Raw genomic sequence first — 15256 nt, 5'->3', positions numbered from 1 at the left:
GCCCGCCAGTCTGACAGGGTGGTGGATGTGAGAATCCGTGGAGCTGTCCTGGAAACCATCGGCGCACCGCGCCCGTACACCGGATCCCGGCCGCTGACGGTGTCCGAGCTCGATCTCGCCGAGCCGGGCCCCGGTGAGCTGCTGGTCCGCATCGAGGCGGCGGGCCTGTGTCATTCGGACCTTTCGGTGGTGGACGGCAACCGGGTGCGCCCGGTGCCGATGCTGCTGGGTCACGAAGCCGCCGGGATCGTCGAGGCCGGCGACAGTGACCTGCCCCTTGGCCAGCGCGTCGTGATGACCTTCCTGCCCCGCTGCGGCAACTGCCCGGCCTGCGCGACCGACGGTTTGACGCCGTGCGGTCCCGGCAGTGCCGCCAACGGCGCGGGCACGTTGATGGACGGCAGTATCAGGCTGAGCCGCGACGGCGAGCCGGTGTTCCACCACCTCGGGGTGTCCGGGTTCGCCACGTACGCCGTGGTGGACCGACGCTCAGTGGTGCCGGTGCCCGCGGACGTCCCACCGGTGGTCGCATCACTGTTGGGCTGCGCGGTGCTCACCGGCGGCGGCGCCGTCCTCAATGTGGGCAAACCGCAGCCCGGCCAGACGGTCGTCGTCGTCGGGCTGGGCGGGGTCGGGATGGCGGCGGCGCTGACCGCGCTGGCCCACGACGACGTCCGCGTCATCGGTGTGGACCAGGTGACCGACAAGCTCGACCGGGCCCGGGCACTCGGCGTGCACGAGACCTACACCCCCGAACAGGCCGCCGACGTCAAGGCCACGGTGGTGATCGAAGCGGCCGGGCACCCGGCCGCGTTGGAGACCGCGATCGGGCTGACGGGCCCAGGCGGACGCACCATCACCGTCGGCCTGCCCCGGCCCGACGCGCGGATCTCGGTGTCCCCGTTGGGTTTCGTCGCCGAGGGCCGGTCACTGATCGGCAGCTACCTCGGTTCGGCCGTGCCTGCGCGCGACATCCCCCGCTTTGTGGAACTGTGGCGGGCCGGACGGCTGCCGGTCGAGCAACTGGTGTCGGCGACCATATCGCTCGACGACATCAACGCCGGCATGGACGCGCTCGCCGACGGCGCCGCGGTGCGCCAGATCATCGCGTTCGACTAGAACCAGCTGTCGCGCATCTCGAGGGTGGTGCGGTCCAAGCTCTCCAGCAGATCCAACTGTGGTGCGGTCCTTGGCAGTTCGTAGGCGAAGAAGTAGCGGGCGGCCTGCCGCTTGCCGTCATAGAAATCGCCGTCGTGCCCGTCGGCGGCCAGCACCTGCTGCAGCCAGATCCACGCCACCACAATGTGTCCGAACGCCTCCAGGTACACAGCGCTGTTGGCCATCGCGGCCTCGACGTCCCCCGCGGCGAACATCCCCGCAGTCACCGCGGCCAGGCGCTGCCAGGCGGCATCGAGCTGATCGGCCAGGTCTGCGGCCACGCCGTCACGGGCCACCGCTCCGGCCCTTTCGCTCCTCGCGTGCGCGATGGTGTCGGCGATGCGCTCCCCCAGCGCGACCATACTGGCCCCGCCGTTCTGGGTGACCTTGCGGCCCAACAGATCCAGGCTCTGGATGCCGTTGGTGCCCTCGTGGATCGGGTTCAGCCGATTGTCCCGGTAGTGCTGTTCCACGTCGTACTCGCGGGTGTAGCCGTAGCCGCCGTGCACCTGGATCGCCAGGCTGTTGGCCTCCAGACACCACTGCGACGGCCAGCTCTTGGCCACCGGGGTCAGGATGTCGAGCAGGGCGGTGTCCCCGGTGTCGACGAGCTTGGCGCAGTACAGGCCCAGCGCCAGACCTCCTTCGACATAGGCCTTCTGCGCCAACAGCATTCGCTTCACGTCGGGATGCTCGATGATCGGCACCTGCGGCGTCGCCGGATCCCTGACACCCAACGGGCGGCCCTGGGGCCGCTCCCGGGCATACTGCACTGATTTGAGATAGCCCGTGTAGCCCAGCGCCACCGCACCCATACCGACGCCGAGCCGGGCCTCGTTCATCATGTGGAACATGTAGACGATGCCGTGATGCGATTCGCCGACCAGATAGCCGACCGCGCCATCGAAGTTGAGCACGGTGTTGGTGATACCCCGTTGTCCCATCTTGTGATTCAGCCCGGAGATGGCCACGCCGTTGCGGGTGCCGTCGGCGAGGTACTTCGGCACGATGAACAGCGAGATGCCCTTGGTTCCGGCGGGCCCACCGGGGATCTTCGCCAGCACCAGGTTGACGATGTTCTCGGTCAGTTCGTGTTCGGCGCCGGAAATCCACATCTTCGAACCGAACAGCCGGTAGCTGCCGTCGCCGGCAGGCTCGGCGCGGGTGGTGATATCGGCCAGCGATGACCCGGCCTGCGTTTCCGAGAGCGCCATGGTTCCCGAAAAGCGGCCCGCCAGCATCGGTTTGACGTAGGTCTCGATCTGCTCGGGCGTCCCGAAGTGCGCGAGCAGGTTGGCGTTGGCGATGGTCAGCATCAGGTATCCCGATGTCGACACGTTGGCCGCGGCGATCCAGGTGAACGCGGCCTGCGCCACGACGGCGGGCAACTGTGCACCGCCGATCTCGGCGTCCATACCCATAGCCAGCAGATCGGCCGCCGCGAACGCATCCCAGGCTGCTTTCACCTCGGGGATCAGCGTGACGGTCTGCCCGTCGAAGCTCGGCTCGTTGGCGTCGGAGAGCTTGTTGTGCGGAGCGAAGTAGCGGGTCGCGAGTTGCTCCGACAATTCGAGCACGCCGTCGAAGGTCTCGCGCGAATGCTCGGCGAAGCGGTCCAGCTTGGTGAGCTCCTCGACATGCAGCCATTCGTAGAGCAGAAAGTCCAGATCCCGGCGCGACATGATGGTCGACTTCATGCGACCAGTCTGGGCTTCGACTGTTGACGACCACCGCCCGACCCGACGTATAGTTCGTTTAGTTTGTACTGAACGATATGTACGGAGGGACGTTGACACCGGAAGAGTCGGAATTCGTCGACCGCATCGGGCTGTTCATGGAGCTGCTCGGCGGGTCGCGCACGATGGGCCGGGTCTACGGCTGGCTGATGATCTCCGATCCGCCCGAGCAGTCGCTGACCGCGCTGGCGGACACGCTCTCGGTCAGCAAGGCCTCGGTGAGCACCGTCACGCGCCAGCTTCAGGAGGGCGGGCTGATCGAGCGGCTGCCCAGTGCCAGCCGGCAGCACCGGTACCGCGTGCGACCCGGGGGTTTCACGAGCGTGCTCAGCGTGCAGCTGTCCCGAATGAAGCTCGGCATCGAGGCCGCCGATTTCGGGCTGGCGATCCTCGACGGGGACCGCCCCGACCAACGCGAACGACTCGAGGATTTCAAGCACTTCTGCGAGTTCTCCAGCCGGGCGTACCACGACGAAATGCTCCGACTGTGGGCGGAATACCGGGAATCACGAAGGAGGGGTCATGACGACAAGCAAGGTTGACTTCAGCGCGGTGCGCTGGGGATCGGTGGAATGGACCAATCTGTGCACGCTGTATCTGCGGGCATGCGAAAGCCGCTTGGCGCAACCGGTTCTCGGCGATCATGCGGCCGCCGAAGCCGTCGACCGCATCGACTACGACTTCAAGCGCATGCACCGGGCCTCGCAGCCGTGGGCCAATCAGTTCCTCGTCGGGCTGCGCGCCAAACAACTCGACGACTGGACCAATGACTTCCTGACCCGGCACCCCGACGCCGTCGTGCTGCACCTGGGATGCGGGCTCGATACCCGCGCCTTCCGCGTGCGGCGCCCCGCCACCGTCGACTGGTTCGACGTGGACCAGCCCGGTGTGGTCGAGCTGCGGCGCAAGCTCTACGACGACGGGCCGGGCTACCGCATGATCGGATCGTCGGTGACCGCTGCCGGCTGGCTCGACGAGGTACCCACAGGCCGCCCGACCTTGATCGTGGCCGAAGGGCTGCTGATGTACCTGGCCGAGAGTGACGTGCGCGAGCTGCTGCAGCGCCTGACCGACCGCTTCGAACACGGCGAGATCGATTTCGACACCATCGCCCCGATCGGCCCCAAGCTGTCCCGAATGTTCAGCAACGGGATGGTCAAGTGGGGCATCAGCGACATGAGCGAGGTCGAACGCTGGGTTCCGCGGCTGCGTCTCATCGACCGCGTTCCGGCGTACGCCAACTACCGGACGATTCCGCTCACACCGCAGCGGCTGCTGCTGGGCTTTTTCAACGCCACCGTCGCCGGCCGCTACGACGTGTTGAACCAGTTCCGGTTCTAGACCTCGACACCCAGCGGCGACTCGTTGCGGACGGTCTCGTCGCGGATCAGTCCCCGCAGCAGGGCGGTGCTGAACTCGACGGCGATCTCCTGCGCCGAGCGCCTGCCGTGCGGCCGCAGCCACCGGTAGGCACCCAGGGTCATCCCGATGTAGCCCAGCGCCAGCACGTGCGAGTCACAGTCGTAGAACTCGCCGCTGGCGATGCCGCGGTCGATGACGTCGCGCACATGCTCGTAGACCTGCGCCTCGGCGTGCCGGATGTAGGCGACCTGCTCCTCGGTGAACCACTCGGTGATGTAGGGCCCCTCCTGGAAGTACACCGCCGCCTTCTCCAGGTCGTTGGCGATGCCGACCAGCAGCCGACGGGTGAAGTTGTAGATGGTCTCGCGGGCCGACGCGCTCGGATCGTCGTGCAGGGCCTCCACGGTGAAGTCCGCTGTGCTCTTGTAGAGGTCGTAGAGGATCAGCGACTTGCTGGCGTAGTAGTGGTAGACCGTGGCCTTGTTCAGCCCGACGGCCTCGGCCACGTCATCCATCCGGGTGCCGTGGTAGCCGCGCGCGGCGAACAGTTTGGCGGCCACCGTCAGTAATTCGTCGCGCCGCGATGTACCGTTCGTGGACGCGGCACCGCGGCCTCGCCCGGCCTCTGGATCGGATGCCATAGGAATCTCCGTACTTCACCTATCAACTCGTTGGTTGACCAGTGTAGGCAATGCCTGGTCCGCGCGGAGGCAACCGGTCTAGACTTCGCGCATGGATCCGAATCCGGACTACGACGCCAGTGACGAGATCGAGTACTTCTTCAACTGGGTTCCCTGGGGGATACGCGGCGTGTACCCGCCCCCGGCGTATCCCCCGGTGTAATCGCTGTCCTGACGTCTCGGCGCGTTCTCGACAAGGACGCGCCTTCACGCATTTCCACAAGTAACCGTCGAACCGGCACGTCAGCCCGGTCCCTGCCGCCCGTGACCGCACCGGGCGTTCGATCTGCACCGACCTCGTCCAATCGCCGGACGCGGCATCTGCACACCCTCCCCGCCGCCTGAGCAGGCCTCACTGTTTCATGCCGTAGATTTCTAACTATCAAATGCCTATTGACAGGTTATGTCCTCCGGCGTTGACTATCCCTAACCGGTAATGCCAATCAAGGGAGTTAGAGATGTCGGCTCGCGTCCACCACCGTTACGCCACCGTCGACGGCCGGCGGCTGTTCTACCGCGAAGCCGGATCCCCCGATGCCCCCGCGATCGTTCTGCTGCACGGCTTTCCCACCAGCTCGTACATGTTCCGCAACCTCATCCCGCTGCTCGCCGAGCTCTACCACGTGATCGCACCGGACCACCTCGGCTTCGGCCACTCCGACGCACCGACCGTCGACGAATTCACCTACACGTTCGACGCGCTCACCGACCTGACCGAGGGCCTCCTGCGACAGCTGGGCCTCACCCGCTACGCGATCTACGTTCAGGACTACGGCGCACCCATCGGCTGGAGGCTGGCCCTGCGGCATCCGCAGGCCATCACCGCGATCGTCACGCAGAACGGCAACGGCTACGACGAGGGGTTCGTCGAGAGCTTCTGGACCACCGTGTGGGATTACCAGCGCGAGCAGACGCCCGAGACCGAGGCCGCCGTGCGCACCGCGCTGGACATCGAGGGCATCAAATGGCAGTACCTGACCGGTGTTTCGGACGAAAGCCTGGTCGACCCGGACACCTGGGTGCACGACGCCGCGCAGCTGGCCCGCCCCGGCAACGACGCTGTGCAGCTACAGCTGTTCCGCGACTACGCAACCAACGCCCCGCTGTACCCGGCCCTGCACGAATACCTGCGCACGAGTGCCGTTCCGGTGCTGGCGGTGTGGGGCGGCGGCGACCCGATCTTCGGACCCGACGGTGCGCGCGCGTTCGGCAAAGATGCGGTCGACGCCGAAATCCACGTCCTCGACGGCGGCCACTTCCTGCTGGAAACCGCCAACGATGACGTGGCCGGACTGATCAAGGCTTTCCTGGATCGGGTCGCCTAACCCCGAATTCGACGAAAAGGCAGCTGCGCCTGCGGATTTGCGACACTTGCGTCGAATTCGGCGCAAGTGTTGCACACGGAGCTACGCCGCGGCTGCCTTCACGGCGTCGCCCACCTCGGCACGCAGCTTCAGATACTCAGGGGAACGCCGCAATTCGTCGGCGGACACCCCGGTCCGCGGCAATTCGACCGGCAGGTCCAGCGCGACCTTGCCGGGCCGCCGGGTCAGCACGACGATGCGTGAGCCCAGAAACGCCGCCTCGTCGGCACTGTGGGTGACGAACACCGTGGTGCGGCCCGACTCCGCGCTCACCTGACGCACGTCGTCCTGCAGCCGCTCGCGGGTCAGCGCGTCGAGTGCGGCGAACGGCTCGTCTAGCAGGAACAGCGGGGTCTCGGCCGCCAAGGCCCGGGCGATCGCCACCCGCTGCTGCTGGCCGCCGCTGATCTCCCAGATCTTGCGGTTCCCGGTGCCTTCCAAGCCGACTCGCTCCAGCAGTTGCTCACGCCGGTCCGCCCGCCGCTCGCGCGGCACCTTGGCGTACTTGAGTGCGAGGTCGATGTTGCCGCCGACGGTGCGCCATGGGAACAGCCTCGGCTGCTGGAACACCACACCGGAGCTCACGCCAGGGGTCGGTCGGGATCCGGCCACCTGTACCTCGCCCTCGGACGGGGTTTCGAACCCGGCGATCAATCGCAGTAACGTGCTCTTGCCGCAGCCCGAGGCGCCCACCAGCACCAGGAAGGCGCCCGGCTCGACATCGAGGTCGACCGGCCCCAGCGCGGTCACCTTGTCGGCGCCACGGCCGTAGCGGTGTGCCACGTTGTTGATGCGCAGACTGCCCTTGGCGTCATTGCTGTTTGGTGAGGACACCGGGGAGTCCTTTCGTGTAGATGGCGCCCTGGAACGTCGCCAACGGGGCAGGCTCCGGGATCTGCTTCTGGTCGGCGAGGAACTGCGAGGCACTCTGCAGGTTGACTGCGATGTTGCCCGGCTTGCCTTCGGTACCAAGCCATTCCGGCGAGGCCACCTGCTCGGGTGTCAGATACACGCCCTGTTTGAGCTGCCCGGTGACCTCGTCGGGGCTCAGCCCCACCTCCGCGGCGATCGCTTTGGCAGCAGCGCTCGGATCGTCCTTGATGAGGTTGAGCGCGCGGGCCTCTTGCTGCCGCCACACGTCGACCACGTCGGGATGCGCAGCCGCGAACTCGTCGGACACCGCAGAGAGGTCCAGCGTCGGTTTGCCGTCCTTGGCCAGCTGCCGGCTGGTGACCAGATCCTTGCCGCTCTTGCGCAACTGATCCAAGGTCGGCAACCACGTGTATGCGGCGGCGATGTCACCGCGGTCCCACGCCGCCAGAATGGCCTGGGGCTGCAGATCGATCAGCTGAACATCATTGGGCGACAAGCCATTCTGGGCCAGTGCGGCGAGCAGGCTGTAATGCGCGGTCGACGCGAACGGGGTGGCGACCCGCTTGCCCCGCAGATCGGCGATCGTGTTGATGCCGGTGCCGTTGCGCGCCACCAGCGCCTCGTTGTCACCCGCGACATCGAGAACGAACGCCACCTTGTACGGGATGTTCAGCGGCGCGGACAGTCCACGCGCCACCGGGCTCGACCCGAGGGCGCCGAAGTCGAGTTCCTTGGCGATGAACGCGGTGTTGACATCGGCGCCCGAGTCGAACTTCGTCCACTTGATGTTGTAGCCGGGCAGGGCCTGTTCCAGCCACTTGCTGTTCTTGACGACCAGGTCTCCGCTCGGGAATGACTGGTACCCAATGCGAATGGTCGGCTTCGCAGAGTCCTGGCCGGAGTGGTCGACGGCGCAGCCGGCCAAGGTGAGCGCTGTCGCCGCGACCAGTGCGGCAAGTCTGCCGATTCTCATATCTTTCCTCTCCAGGGGACCGCCCGGCGTTCGGCGGTACGCAGCGCCCCGTCGATCACCAGACCCGATATCCCGATGGCGAAGATGCCGACGAGAACCACCGGTGTGTTGTTGTAATTGCTTGCGTCCTTGACCAATCCACCGATTCCGGGGATGCCGTTGAACAGTTCGGCGGCGACCACCGACGAATACGCCATCCCGACGGCCAACCGGATACCGGTGAACGTCTCGGGCAGTGCGGCCGGCACCACGACGTCACGGATCACCTGCGCACGCGTCGCGCCAAGCGCACGCGCGGCTTCTTGCAACCCGACCGGGGCGGCGAGAACGGCAGCGGTGGTGGCCACAGCTGCCGGCGGCAGCGCGGCCAGCGCCAGCAGGGTGATCTTGGGTGCTTCGTCGATGCCCAGCCAGATGACCAGCAGGAAGAAGTAGGCCAGCGGCGGCAGCGCGCGCAGGAAGGTCAGCCAGGGTTCGAGGACGCTGCGCAGCCAGCCCACCGAACCCATCAGCAGGCCAAGCGCGACACCGACTCCCACTCCGATCACCACGCCTGCCAGGACTCGGCGCAGCGTCATATAGAGGTGCTCGATCAGCAGGTATCCGGCATACCCGCGGGTGCCGTCATGCGTGGTGGAGACATCGATGAAGGCGCGCCACACCGTGCTCGGGTACGGCACGAACGTCTGATTCCAGATGCCCGCCCATGCCACCACCTGCCACACAGCCAGGAACACGACGACCGACGCCAACGGCAGGGCGAGTTTGGTCAACCGGGCCCGCCAGCGCGACGGTGGGGCAACAACGGTTGTTGCGCCGGCCACGGGCTCAGTTGGGGAAATACTCGTTACGACGGACACGCACCTTGACTTTCTGTGTGATGGAAAGGCTTACGAGGCGCGCAGGCAGCAGCGTCGCGGCGGTGTCGGGTTCACGAGGAGTATTGGTACCGGGCTTGAGCGCGCACGAGAAGATCTCTGCTCACGCAGAGTTTTTATCCGACGAGGTTGATAACCAGATTGATGGTGCACGCGATGATCACGGTGCCGTAGATGTAGCTGAACAGGCAGTGCTTGAGTACCTCTCCGCGCATATGAGAGGTGGTGACGTTGGTGTCGGACACCTGATACGTCATGCCGAGGTTGAACGAGAAGTAGTAGAAGTCGACATACCGTGGCGGGACTTTGGAGTTGAAGTCGATGTCCCGCACCTCACCCTGGTAGTAGATGCGGGCGTAGCGCGCGGCGTACATGGTGTGCAGCAGGGACCACGACAGGAGAATAGCCACCAGCGACATGCCGGCATATTTGGCTTTGTCGGCGTCGTTGGCCGATGCCAGCAGAATGGCGATCGAGGTCAGGCTGGCGGCGAGGATCAGCACCAGCATCAGATCTCCGACGTCATTGTGGACGTCGGCAGCACTCGCATGGTCGCGCGTCTGGTCCGGATCCATGGGCCACAGCACGGCCAACGCCCACACCACGCTGAGCCCCGCCGCGACGATGACGACCGTCAGCAATCCGACCGGCCAGCGCCCCGACACCGCGCCGGCTCCGGCGCCGACGACCAGGCCGGCGGCCAGGCTGATCCAGAACCTGGTGGCTCCCGATATCGACGACCGATCGCTCACGGTTGCCCCCCGATCACTGCGGACACGGCTCAGCTGAGCGTACCGGCGGAGTTCCTCATCCGGACGGCGGTCGAGAATCATGGCAGCGCAACGTTTCACCCCACTGCATGCCGTGGGCGGCAAACTTTCAGCTGGATCACAGCGCCGCCCGGTAGACATGTGCGCATGGACACTGCGACCGTAGACAGCCAGTACGCCGCACTGCAGCAACAAGCACAGCAGACGTCGGCGTTGCTGCAGGCGCTGGCAGGCAAGCTGTCGACTGCGGCTGCCGCCGGGGACACCAACGCACGGGAGTGGGCGCTCGACCTCAAGGAGATCGCGCTGGCGATCCGTGACGAGGAGAGCTCCACCACCCAGCTGTTGACCGCCATCCATGCGTTGGTGGACAACCACGTGCAGGCCCCGGTGTATCAGCAGCCCGAACCGCAGTACCAACCGCAGTACCAGCAGCCGCAATACCCTGCCCAGCAGGCCTATCAGCCGCAGTACCAACCGCAACAGGGCGGGGCGCTGCAGCACTTCCTGGGCGGGCGGTTCGGTCAGGCGATCGTCAACGGAGCGGGCTTCGGCATCGGCGACGACATCGTCAACAGCATCTTCGACCGGATCTGACGGCGCTCACCCGGTCAACCTGACGACCTCCGTTCGCCTGCAGCCCAATTGGGCCGGCAGCCGCTCGAATCCGTGGAGGTTGACCAGATCCCGCCGTTTCGGGGGCTCGGTCAGCCGAAGATCGGGATAGGACTCGAACAGGGCGCGCAATGCCGTGGCGCCTTCGATGCGGGCCAGCGCGGCGCCGAGGCACGCATGAATTCCTGACGCGAATGCCAGGTGGTCGCGCGCATTGCGTCGGGTGACGTCGAAGACTGCCGGATCGGGGAACACCCTCGGATCCCGGTTCGCGCCGCCGAGGAGCAGCGCGACCATGTCACCGGCCCGAATACGTTGTCCCGCAACCTCGATGTCGCAGTGCGCGGTGCGGGCGGTCATCTGGACCGGGCTGTCGATGCGCAGGATCTCCTCAACGGCGGCGGGCCACAGCTCGGGCTGGTCGCCCAGTCGCTGCAGCTGCTGGGGGTGCTGTAGGAGCAGGACGATGCCGTTGCCGATGAGATTCACCGTGGTCTCGAATCCGGCGCCGATGAGAAGTGCTGCGTTGGCGGTGAGTTCGCGTTCGGTGAGGGTGTTGTCGGCGGCCATGCGGCTGAACGGGTTGTCGTCGGGAGCGCCGGTGCGCACCCGGCGGAAGTGCTCGGTGAGGTAACCGTCGATGCCGCGTAACCCCTCGATGGCCTGGCGGTAGGTGCGCCAGCGGATTCCGATGTCCAGCAACGGTGCTCCGTGGTGTCCCCACTGCAGCAGCCGCGCATGGGTGTCGTCGGGCAGACCCAGGATCTGGGCGATCATCGCGACCGGCAGCGCCGAGGCGAAGTCTGCGATCAGGTCCGGCTGCGAGCTCTCCGCGAGTCGGTCGATCAGTTCGCGCGTCACCTCGGCAACCCGGGTGTCGAGCGTGTCGATGGCCCGCGGCGTGAAGCTCTGCGCCACCAGCTGGCGGTAGCGCGTGTGGTCGGGCGGATCGACGATCACCATCGCGGGCGGCTCGACCGGGTTCGCGACGCCCGGGTCGGTGCGTGCCAGCAATGCCCGCAGCGGTGCGGGCAACTCCATACCCGTCGGCGGCGTCACCCCGAAGCGCTTGTCCCGCAATATCTCTCGGCACACAGCGTGGTCGACGCTGGCCCACGCGAAGGGGGTACGGATCAGTGGCCCGCGCGCCCGGATCTCCTCCAGCAGCGGATACGGATCGAGGCCTTGCCCGTGATTGGCGATCAGCCCGGCCACTGGATTGCCCCGCACCGCCTGAATTCTCATGAACGTCCTCGGTACCGCGTGCAGGGCCACCCACCGCGCCCAAAGTCCGATGTTCATCAACACCCTCCCCGATCGATCACTAGAATGAGACGGAGAGACAAATAGACACTCATCGTCTCTCTTGTGCCGATGACTACGCTACGACGACGGGCATCCGCAGGCAAGGAGGAGTTGCGTGACGACGACGCGAACAGCCGACTTCGTGCGACGGCTCGCCCGCCCCGACCCCGCGGTGCTGACCCTGGTCCGCGAGCCGGACGCGATCAGCACCCGCATCCTGGCCGCAGCCCTGGAACAGGCTGAGCTGGTGGGCATCCGGCGCACAACCATGGAAGACGTCGCGCGACGCAGCGGGGTTGGCCGCGCGACGCTCTACCGACGTTTCCCCACCAAGGACGCCCTGATCGACGCCCTCGTGCTCGCCGAGGCGCGCCGCTACCTGGAGGGCAGCGACCGGGCTCGGGCGCAGGCCGACACCTTGGAGGACCGCATGGTGTTCGACACCGTTTTCACCGTGACGTTCCTGCGCGAGCACGCCCTGCTCAAGCAGCTGCTGCGCACCGAGCCCGAGACGATCCTGCCCAGCCTCACCGTCGACGCAGGCGCCATCATCGATTTCGCCACCGAGCACTCCGCCGCACAGCTGCGCACCGACCTGTACGGGACGACGCAGACCACCGAAGCCCAGGAGCGCCACCTGCGTACCGTCGCCGAACTGCACACCCGGCTGACGTTGTCCTTCATCGTCACGCCGCACTCCAGCATCAAACTCACCACGCTCGAAGACACTCGTGAGTACGTGCGGACATACCTGTTGCCGATGGTCACTGCAGCGGAGCGTGATTGACTCGATAACCATGACCCAGGTGCAGGGGAGGATCTGGCGAGCGGGCCGGGCGGTCGACGGTTTCACATTCGACGGGATCTCGGACTGTCTGACAGATGAGAACACCCTGATCTGGGCTGACATCTACGATCCGGATCACGACACACTGCGGGCTCTCGCCGCGGAACTCGGGCTCAACATCTGGGCCGTCGAGGACGCCATGGCGCCCATGGAACGCACGAAAGCGTCTGTGTACCACACACATACGTTCTTCACGGTGTATGCGGTGCACCTGAGGATCCCGACCGACGACATCTCGAGCACACTGGTCAAGCACCGCATCTCGGCGTTCGTGCTGCCCCGCGGACTCATCACCGTGCGACTGCCGGCCGAACCGGAGCCCACCAATTTCGATGCCGACGAGGTCTCACGGCGCTTCGACGAACTCGGCGGGCAACAGTACGGAGTCGGCGCACTCGTGCACGGCCTGCTCGACGTCGTGGTGGACGGACACTTCGAGGCGGTCCAGGAACTCGACGACGCCATCGAATCGCTCGAGGACGAACTGTTCGACGACGGCGGTCCCCAACGCGGCCTGCAGCGACGCACCTTCCGGCTGCGCAAGGATCTCGTCCAGCTGCGCCGCGTGGTCCTGCCGATGCGGGAGGTGGTCAGCACCATCCAGCATCGCCGCATGGATTCGAAGATCTCGCCCGAACTCGACCCGCTCTACGCCGACCTGTACGACCACGTGCTGCGGGCATCGGAGTGGACCGAATCCCTGCGCGATATGGTCACCACCGTTTTCGAGACGAATCTGTCGCTGCAGGACGCCCGGCTCAACACCGTGATGAAGAAGCTCACCGGCTGGGCCGCGATCATCGCGGTCCCGACGGCCATCACCGGTTTCTACGGCCAGAACGTCGTGTATCCGGGCATCAACACCGTGGTGGGCTTCATCGCCAGCTCCACCCTGATCGTCGTGCTGGTAGTCCTGCTGTACGTGATGTTCAAGCGTCGCGACTGGCTCTGAGACGCATCTCACAGCTCCCCCTTTTGGGGGATATTGGGAGTCAGACCGAATTGAACGCCGCAGGTCAACGATAGGACTCAAACCCTAGAGCGCTGTTCACCGTTGGAGGACGTGAGAGAGACCCGAACTCAAATGCAAGACTCATCCATGCCCAATCAACAGATCGGACACAAGTAGATGATCATCGGGATTCCGCGCGAGTCTCAGCCGGGAGAAACACGCGTCGCTGCCACACCGCAGACTGTCGGACAGATTACCAAGCTCGGCTATGCCGTCGTCGTCGAATCCGGCGCCGGGTCGGCCTCGAGCTTCGCCGACAGTGCCTACGTAGCGGCCGGCGCCGAGATCGGCTCGTTCGAGCAGGTATGGGCGGCGGAGGTGGTGCTGAAGGTCAACGCGCCCACCGACGATGAGATCGCCGCGCTGCGCGACGGTGCGACCCTGGTCGCCCTGATCTCTCCGGCCCTCAAGCCCGAACTGGTCGAGAAGCTCGGCACGCGCCGCATCACCGTGCTGGCCATGGACGCGGTGCCACGCATTTCGCGGGCGCAGTCCTTGGATGTGTTGTCCTCGATGGCCAACATCGCCGGCTACCGCGCAGTGATCGAGGCCGCTCACGAGTTCGGCCGGTTCTTCACCGGTCAGGTGACCGCGGCAGGCAAGGTGCCCCCGGCCAAGGTGCTCGTGGTGGGTGCCGGGGTCGCCGGCCTGGCCGCCATCGGCGCCGCGGGCAGCCTGGGCGCCATCGTGCGGGCCACCGACCCCCGCCCGGAGGTCGCCGATCAGGTCGCGTCCCTGGGCGGGGAATACCTCGCGGTGGATCCGGCTGCGGCCGAGGTCTCGACCACGGGCTACGCCAAAGAGATGGGTGAGGACTACAAGGCCCGCGAAGCGCAGCTCTATGCCGAGCAGGCCAAAGATGTCGACATCATCATCACCACCGCGCTGATCCCCGGCAGGCCCGCGCCCCGCATCATCACCGCCGACATGGTCGCGTCGATGAAATCGGGCAGCGTGATCGTCGACATGGCTGCGGCCAACGGCGGCAACGTGGAAGGCACCGTCAAGGACAAGGCGATCGTGACCGACAACGGTGTGACGATCATCGGCTACACCGATCTGGCCGGCCGACTGCCCGCTCAGGCCTCCCAGCTGTACGGCACCAACCTGGTGAACCTGCTGAAGCTGCTCACGCCTGAGAAGGACGGCAAGCTCATCCTGGACTTCGACGACGTCGTGCAGCGGTCGGTGACCGTGGTGCGCGACGGCGAGATCACCTGGCCGCCGCCTCCGGTGCAGGTGTCTGCCGCACCGGCCGCCAAGGCCGCCGCCGAAGCCCCGGCCGCCAAGCCGCAGAAGCAGCCGATGTCGACCGGACGCCGCCTCGGAGTGACATTCGCTGTCGCCGCCGCGGTCTTCGCGCTGATCGCGATCTCCCCGAGCGCACTGCAGGTGCACCTGACCGTGTTCGCGCTGGCGATCGTGATCGGCTACTACGTGATCGGCAATGTGCACCACGCGCTGCACACCCCGCTGATGTCGGTGACCAACGCGATCTCGGGAATCATCGTCGTCGGGGCGCTGCTGCAGATCGGCCAGCACAACGTCCCGGTGACCGTGCTGGCCTGCCTGGCGATCCTGCTCGCCAGCATCAACGTCTTCGGCGGCTTCGCGGTGACGCGCCGCATGCTCGCGATGTTCTCCCGCAGCTAGAGCCTGCGCCCCCACCACAGACTTTCTCCG

General features: G+C 66.2%; 16 protein-coding genes. 9 read left to right on the top strand and 7 right to left on the bottom strand.

Annotated features, from left to right (window positions below; genetic code table 11):
- Positions 1 to 27: 27 nt before the first annotated feature.
- On the top strand, positions 28 to 1119 hold the full coding sequence (locus A5784_RS31555) for an alcohol dehydrogenase catalytic domain-containing protein (RefSeq protein ID WP_064948839.1): 1092 nt from the start codon (positions 28 to 30) through the stop codon (positions 1117 to 1119).
- On the opposite strand, the gene A5784_RS31550 is transcribed toward A5784_RS31555, so the two are convergent.
- Positions 1116 to 2855, bottom strand: a complete 1740-nt coding sequence (locus A5784_RS31550; protein WP_064948801.1) for an acyl-CoA dehydrogenase — start codon at positions 2853 to 2855, stop codon at positions 1116 to 1118. The genes A5784_RS31555 and A5784_RS31550 overlap by 4 nt on opposite strands.
- A 92-nt stretch (positions 2856 to 2947) precedes the next feature.
- Between A5784_RS31550 and A5784_RS31545 the strand changes: the two genes are divergently transcribed.
- Positions 2948 to 3436, top strand: coding sequence for a GbsR/MarR family transcriptional regulator (locus tag A5784_RS31545; protein ID WP_064948838.1), 489 nt, complete (start codon positions 2948 to 2950; stop codon positions 3434 to 3436).
- Entirely contained in the window at positions 3417 to 4235 is an 819-nt protein-coding gene (locus A5784_RS31540; RefSeq protein ID WP_064948800.1) for a class I SAM-dependent methyltransferase, read from the top strand. Before A5784_RS31545 ends, A5784_RS31540 begins: the two co-directional genes overlap by 20 nt.
- Here A5784_RS31540 and A5784_RS31535 read toward each other — a convergent pair.
- Positions 4232 to 4897, bottom strand: coding sequence for a TetR/AcrR family transcriptional regulator (locus A5784_RS31535; RefSeq protein ID WP_064948799.1), 666 nt, complete (start codon positions 4895 to 4897; stop codon positions 4232 to 4234). The genes A5784_RS31540 and A5784_RS31535 overlap by 4 nt on opposite strands.
- 91 nt (positions 4898 to 4988) lie before the next feature.
- Here A5784_RS31535 and A5784_RS38630 point away from each other — a divergent pair, with 91 nt between their 5' ends.
- Both A5784_RS38630 and A5784_RS31530 read left to right on the top strand, forming a co-directional pair.
- Positions 4989 to 5099: a hypothetical protein gene (locus A5784_RS38630; protein ID WP_109784125.1), complete on the top strand. Its 111-nt coding sequence runs from the start codon at positions 4989 to 4991 to the stop codon at positions 5097 to 5099.
- 295 nt (positions 5100 to 5394) lie between these two features.
- Complete coding sequence (locus A5784_RS31530) at positions 5395 to 6261, top strand: alpha/beta fold hydrolase (RefSeq protein ID WP_064948798.1); 867 nt, start codon at positions 5395 to 5397, stop codon at positions 6259 to 6261.
- A gap of 81 nt (positions 6262 to 6342) precedes the next feature.
- Here A5784_RS31530 and A5784_RS31525 read toward each other — a convergent pair whose 3' ends face one another.
- The 4 genes from A5784_RS31525 to A5784_RS31510 all read right to left on the bottom strand — a co-directional run bounded on the left by A5784_RS31525 (position 6343) and on the right by A5784_RS31510 (position 9758).
- Positions 6343 to 7134 (bottom strand): ABC transporter ATP-binding protein, encoded by a 792-nt coding sequence (locus tag A5784_RS31525; RefSeq protein ID WP_064948797.1) that lies wholly within the window; start codon positions 7132 to 7134, stop codon positions 6343 to 6345.
- Positions 7112 to 8146: a taurine ABC transporter substrate-binding protein gene (locus A5784_RS31520; protein ID WP_064948796.1), complete on the bottom strand. Its 1035-nt coding sequence runs from the start codon at positions 8144 to 8146 to the stop codon at positions 7112 to 7114. The genes A5784_RS31525 and A5784_RS31520 overlap by 23 nt, the downstream gene beginning before the upstream one ends.
- Positions 8143 to 9006 (bottom strand): ABC transporter permease, encoded by an 864-nt coding sequence (locus A5784_RS31515; RefSeq protein ID WP_064948795.1) that lies wholly within the window; start codon positions 9004 to 9006, stop codon positions 8143 to 8145. The genes A5784_RS31520 and A5784_RS31515 overlap by 4 nt, the downstream gene beginning before the upstream one ends.
- Before the next feature lie 134 nt (positions 9007 to 9140).
- The gene (locus A5784_RS31510) at positions 9141 to 9758 is read right to left on the bottom strand and encodes a DUF1345 domain-containing protein (RefSeq protein WP_064948837.1); all 618 of its coding nucleotides are present in this window, start codon (positions 9756 to 9758) and stop codon (positions 9141 to 9143) included.
- Positions 9759 to 9941: 183 nt separating this feature from the next.
- On the opposite strand from A5784_RS31510, the gene A5784_RS31505 reads away from it, so the two are divergent.
- Positions 9942 to 10391 carry a hypothetical protein gene (locus tag A5784_RS31505; protein WP_064948794.1) on the top strand — a complete coding sequence of 150 codons (450 nt, stop codon included), beginning with the start codon at positions 9942 to 9944 and terminating at the stop codon, positions 10389 to 10391.
- 6 nt (positions 10392 to 10397) lie between these two features.
- Here A5784_RS31505 and A5784_RS31500 read toward each other — a convergent pair whose 3' ends face one another.
- Positions 10398 to 11711 carry a cytochrome P450 gene (locus A5784_RS31500; protein ID WP_064948793.1) on the bottom strand — a complete coding sequence of 438 codons (1314 nt, stop codon included), beginning with the start codon at positions 11709 to 11711 and terminating at the stop codon, positions 10398 to 10400.
- 118 nt (positions 11712 to 11829) lie between these two features.
- On the opposite strand from A5784_RS31500, the gene A5784_RS31495 reads away from it, so the two are divergent.
- From A5784_RS31495 to A5784_RS31485, 3 genes are all read left to right on the top strand, one after another.
- Positions 11830 to 12501, top strand: coding sequence for a TetR/AcrR family transcriptional regulator (locus tag A5784_RS31495; protein ID WP_064948792.1), 672 nt, complete (start codon positions 11830 to 11832; stop codon positions 12499 to 12501).
- A gap of 10 nt (positions 12502 to 12511) precedes the next feature.
- Positions 12512 to 13513: a magnesium transporter CorA family protein gene (locus tag A5784_RS31490; RefSeq protein WP_064948791.1), complete on the top strand. Its 1002-nt coding sequence runs from the start codon at positions 12512 to 12514 to the stop codon at positions 13511 to 13513.
- A 177-nt stretch (positions 13514 to 13690) separates the two neighbouring features.
- The gene (locus tag A5784_RS31485; RefSeq protein WP_064948790.1) at positions 13691 to 15226 is read left to right on the top strand and encodes a Re/Si-specific NAD(P)(+) transhydrogenase subunit alpha; all 1536 of its coding nucleotides are present in this window, start codon (positions 13691 to 13693) and stop codon (positions 15224 to 15226) included.
- Positions 15227 to 15256: the final 30 nt, after the last annotated feature.

It is taken from the genome of Mycobacterium sp. 852013-50091_SCH5140682 (genome assembly GCF_001665685.1).
Taxonomy (GTDB): Bacteria; Actinomycetota; Actinomycetes; order Mycobacteriales; family Mycobacteriaceae; genus Mycobacterium.
This window is presented reverse-complemented; position numbering and strand designations above follow the sequence as displayed.

What these genes read in the sequence shown, in the direction of transcription:
- A5784_RS31505 (WP_064948794.1), top strand. Translation starts at nt 9,942, where the DNA reads ATGGACACTGCGACCGTAGACAGCCAGTACGCCGCACTGCAGCAACAA.
- A5784_RS31530 (WP_064948798.1), top strand. Translation starts at nt 5,395, where the DNA reads ATGTCGGCTCGCGTCCACCACCGTTACGCCACCGTCGACGGCCGGCGG.
- A5784_RS31490 (WP_064948791.1), top strand. Translation starts at nt 12,512, where the DNA reads ATGACCCAGGTGCAGGGGAGGATCTGGCGAGCGGGCCGGGCGGTCGAC.
- A5784_RS38630 (WP_109784125.1), top strand. Translation starts at nt 4,989, where the DNA reads ATGGATCCGAATCCGGACTACGACGCCAGTGACGAGATCGAGTACTTC.
- A5784_RS31485 (WP_064948790.1), top strand. Translation starts at nt 13,691, where the DNA reads ATGATCATCGGGATTCCGCGCGAGTCTCAGCCGGGAGAAACACGCGTC.
- A5784_RS31535 (WP_064948799.1), bottom strand. Translation starts at nt 4,897, where the DNA reads ATGGCATCCGATCCAGAGGCCGGGCGAGGCCGCGGTGCCGCGTCCACG.
- A5784_RS31520 (WP_064948796.1), bottom strand. Translation starts at nt 8,146, where the DNA reads ATGAGAATCGGCAGACTTGCCGCACTGGTCGCGGCGACAGCGCTCACC.
- A5784_RS31500 (WP_064948793.1), bottom strand. Translation starts at nt 11,711, where the DNA reads ATGAACATCGGACTTTGGGCGCGGTGGGTGGCCCTGCACGCGGTACCG.
- A5784_RS31550 (WP_064948801.1), bottom strand. Translation starts at nt 2,855, where the DNA reads ATGAAGTCGACCATCATGTCGCGCCGGGATCTGGACTTTCTGCTCTAC.
- A5784_RS31540 (WP_064948800.1), top strand. Translation starts at nt 3,417, where the DNA reads ATGACGACAAGCAAGGTTGACTTCAGCGCGGTGCGCTGGGGATCGGTG.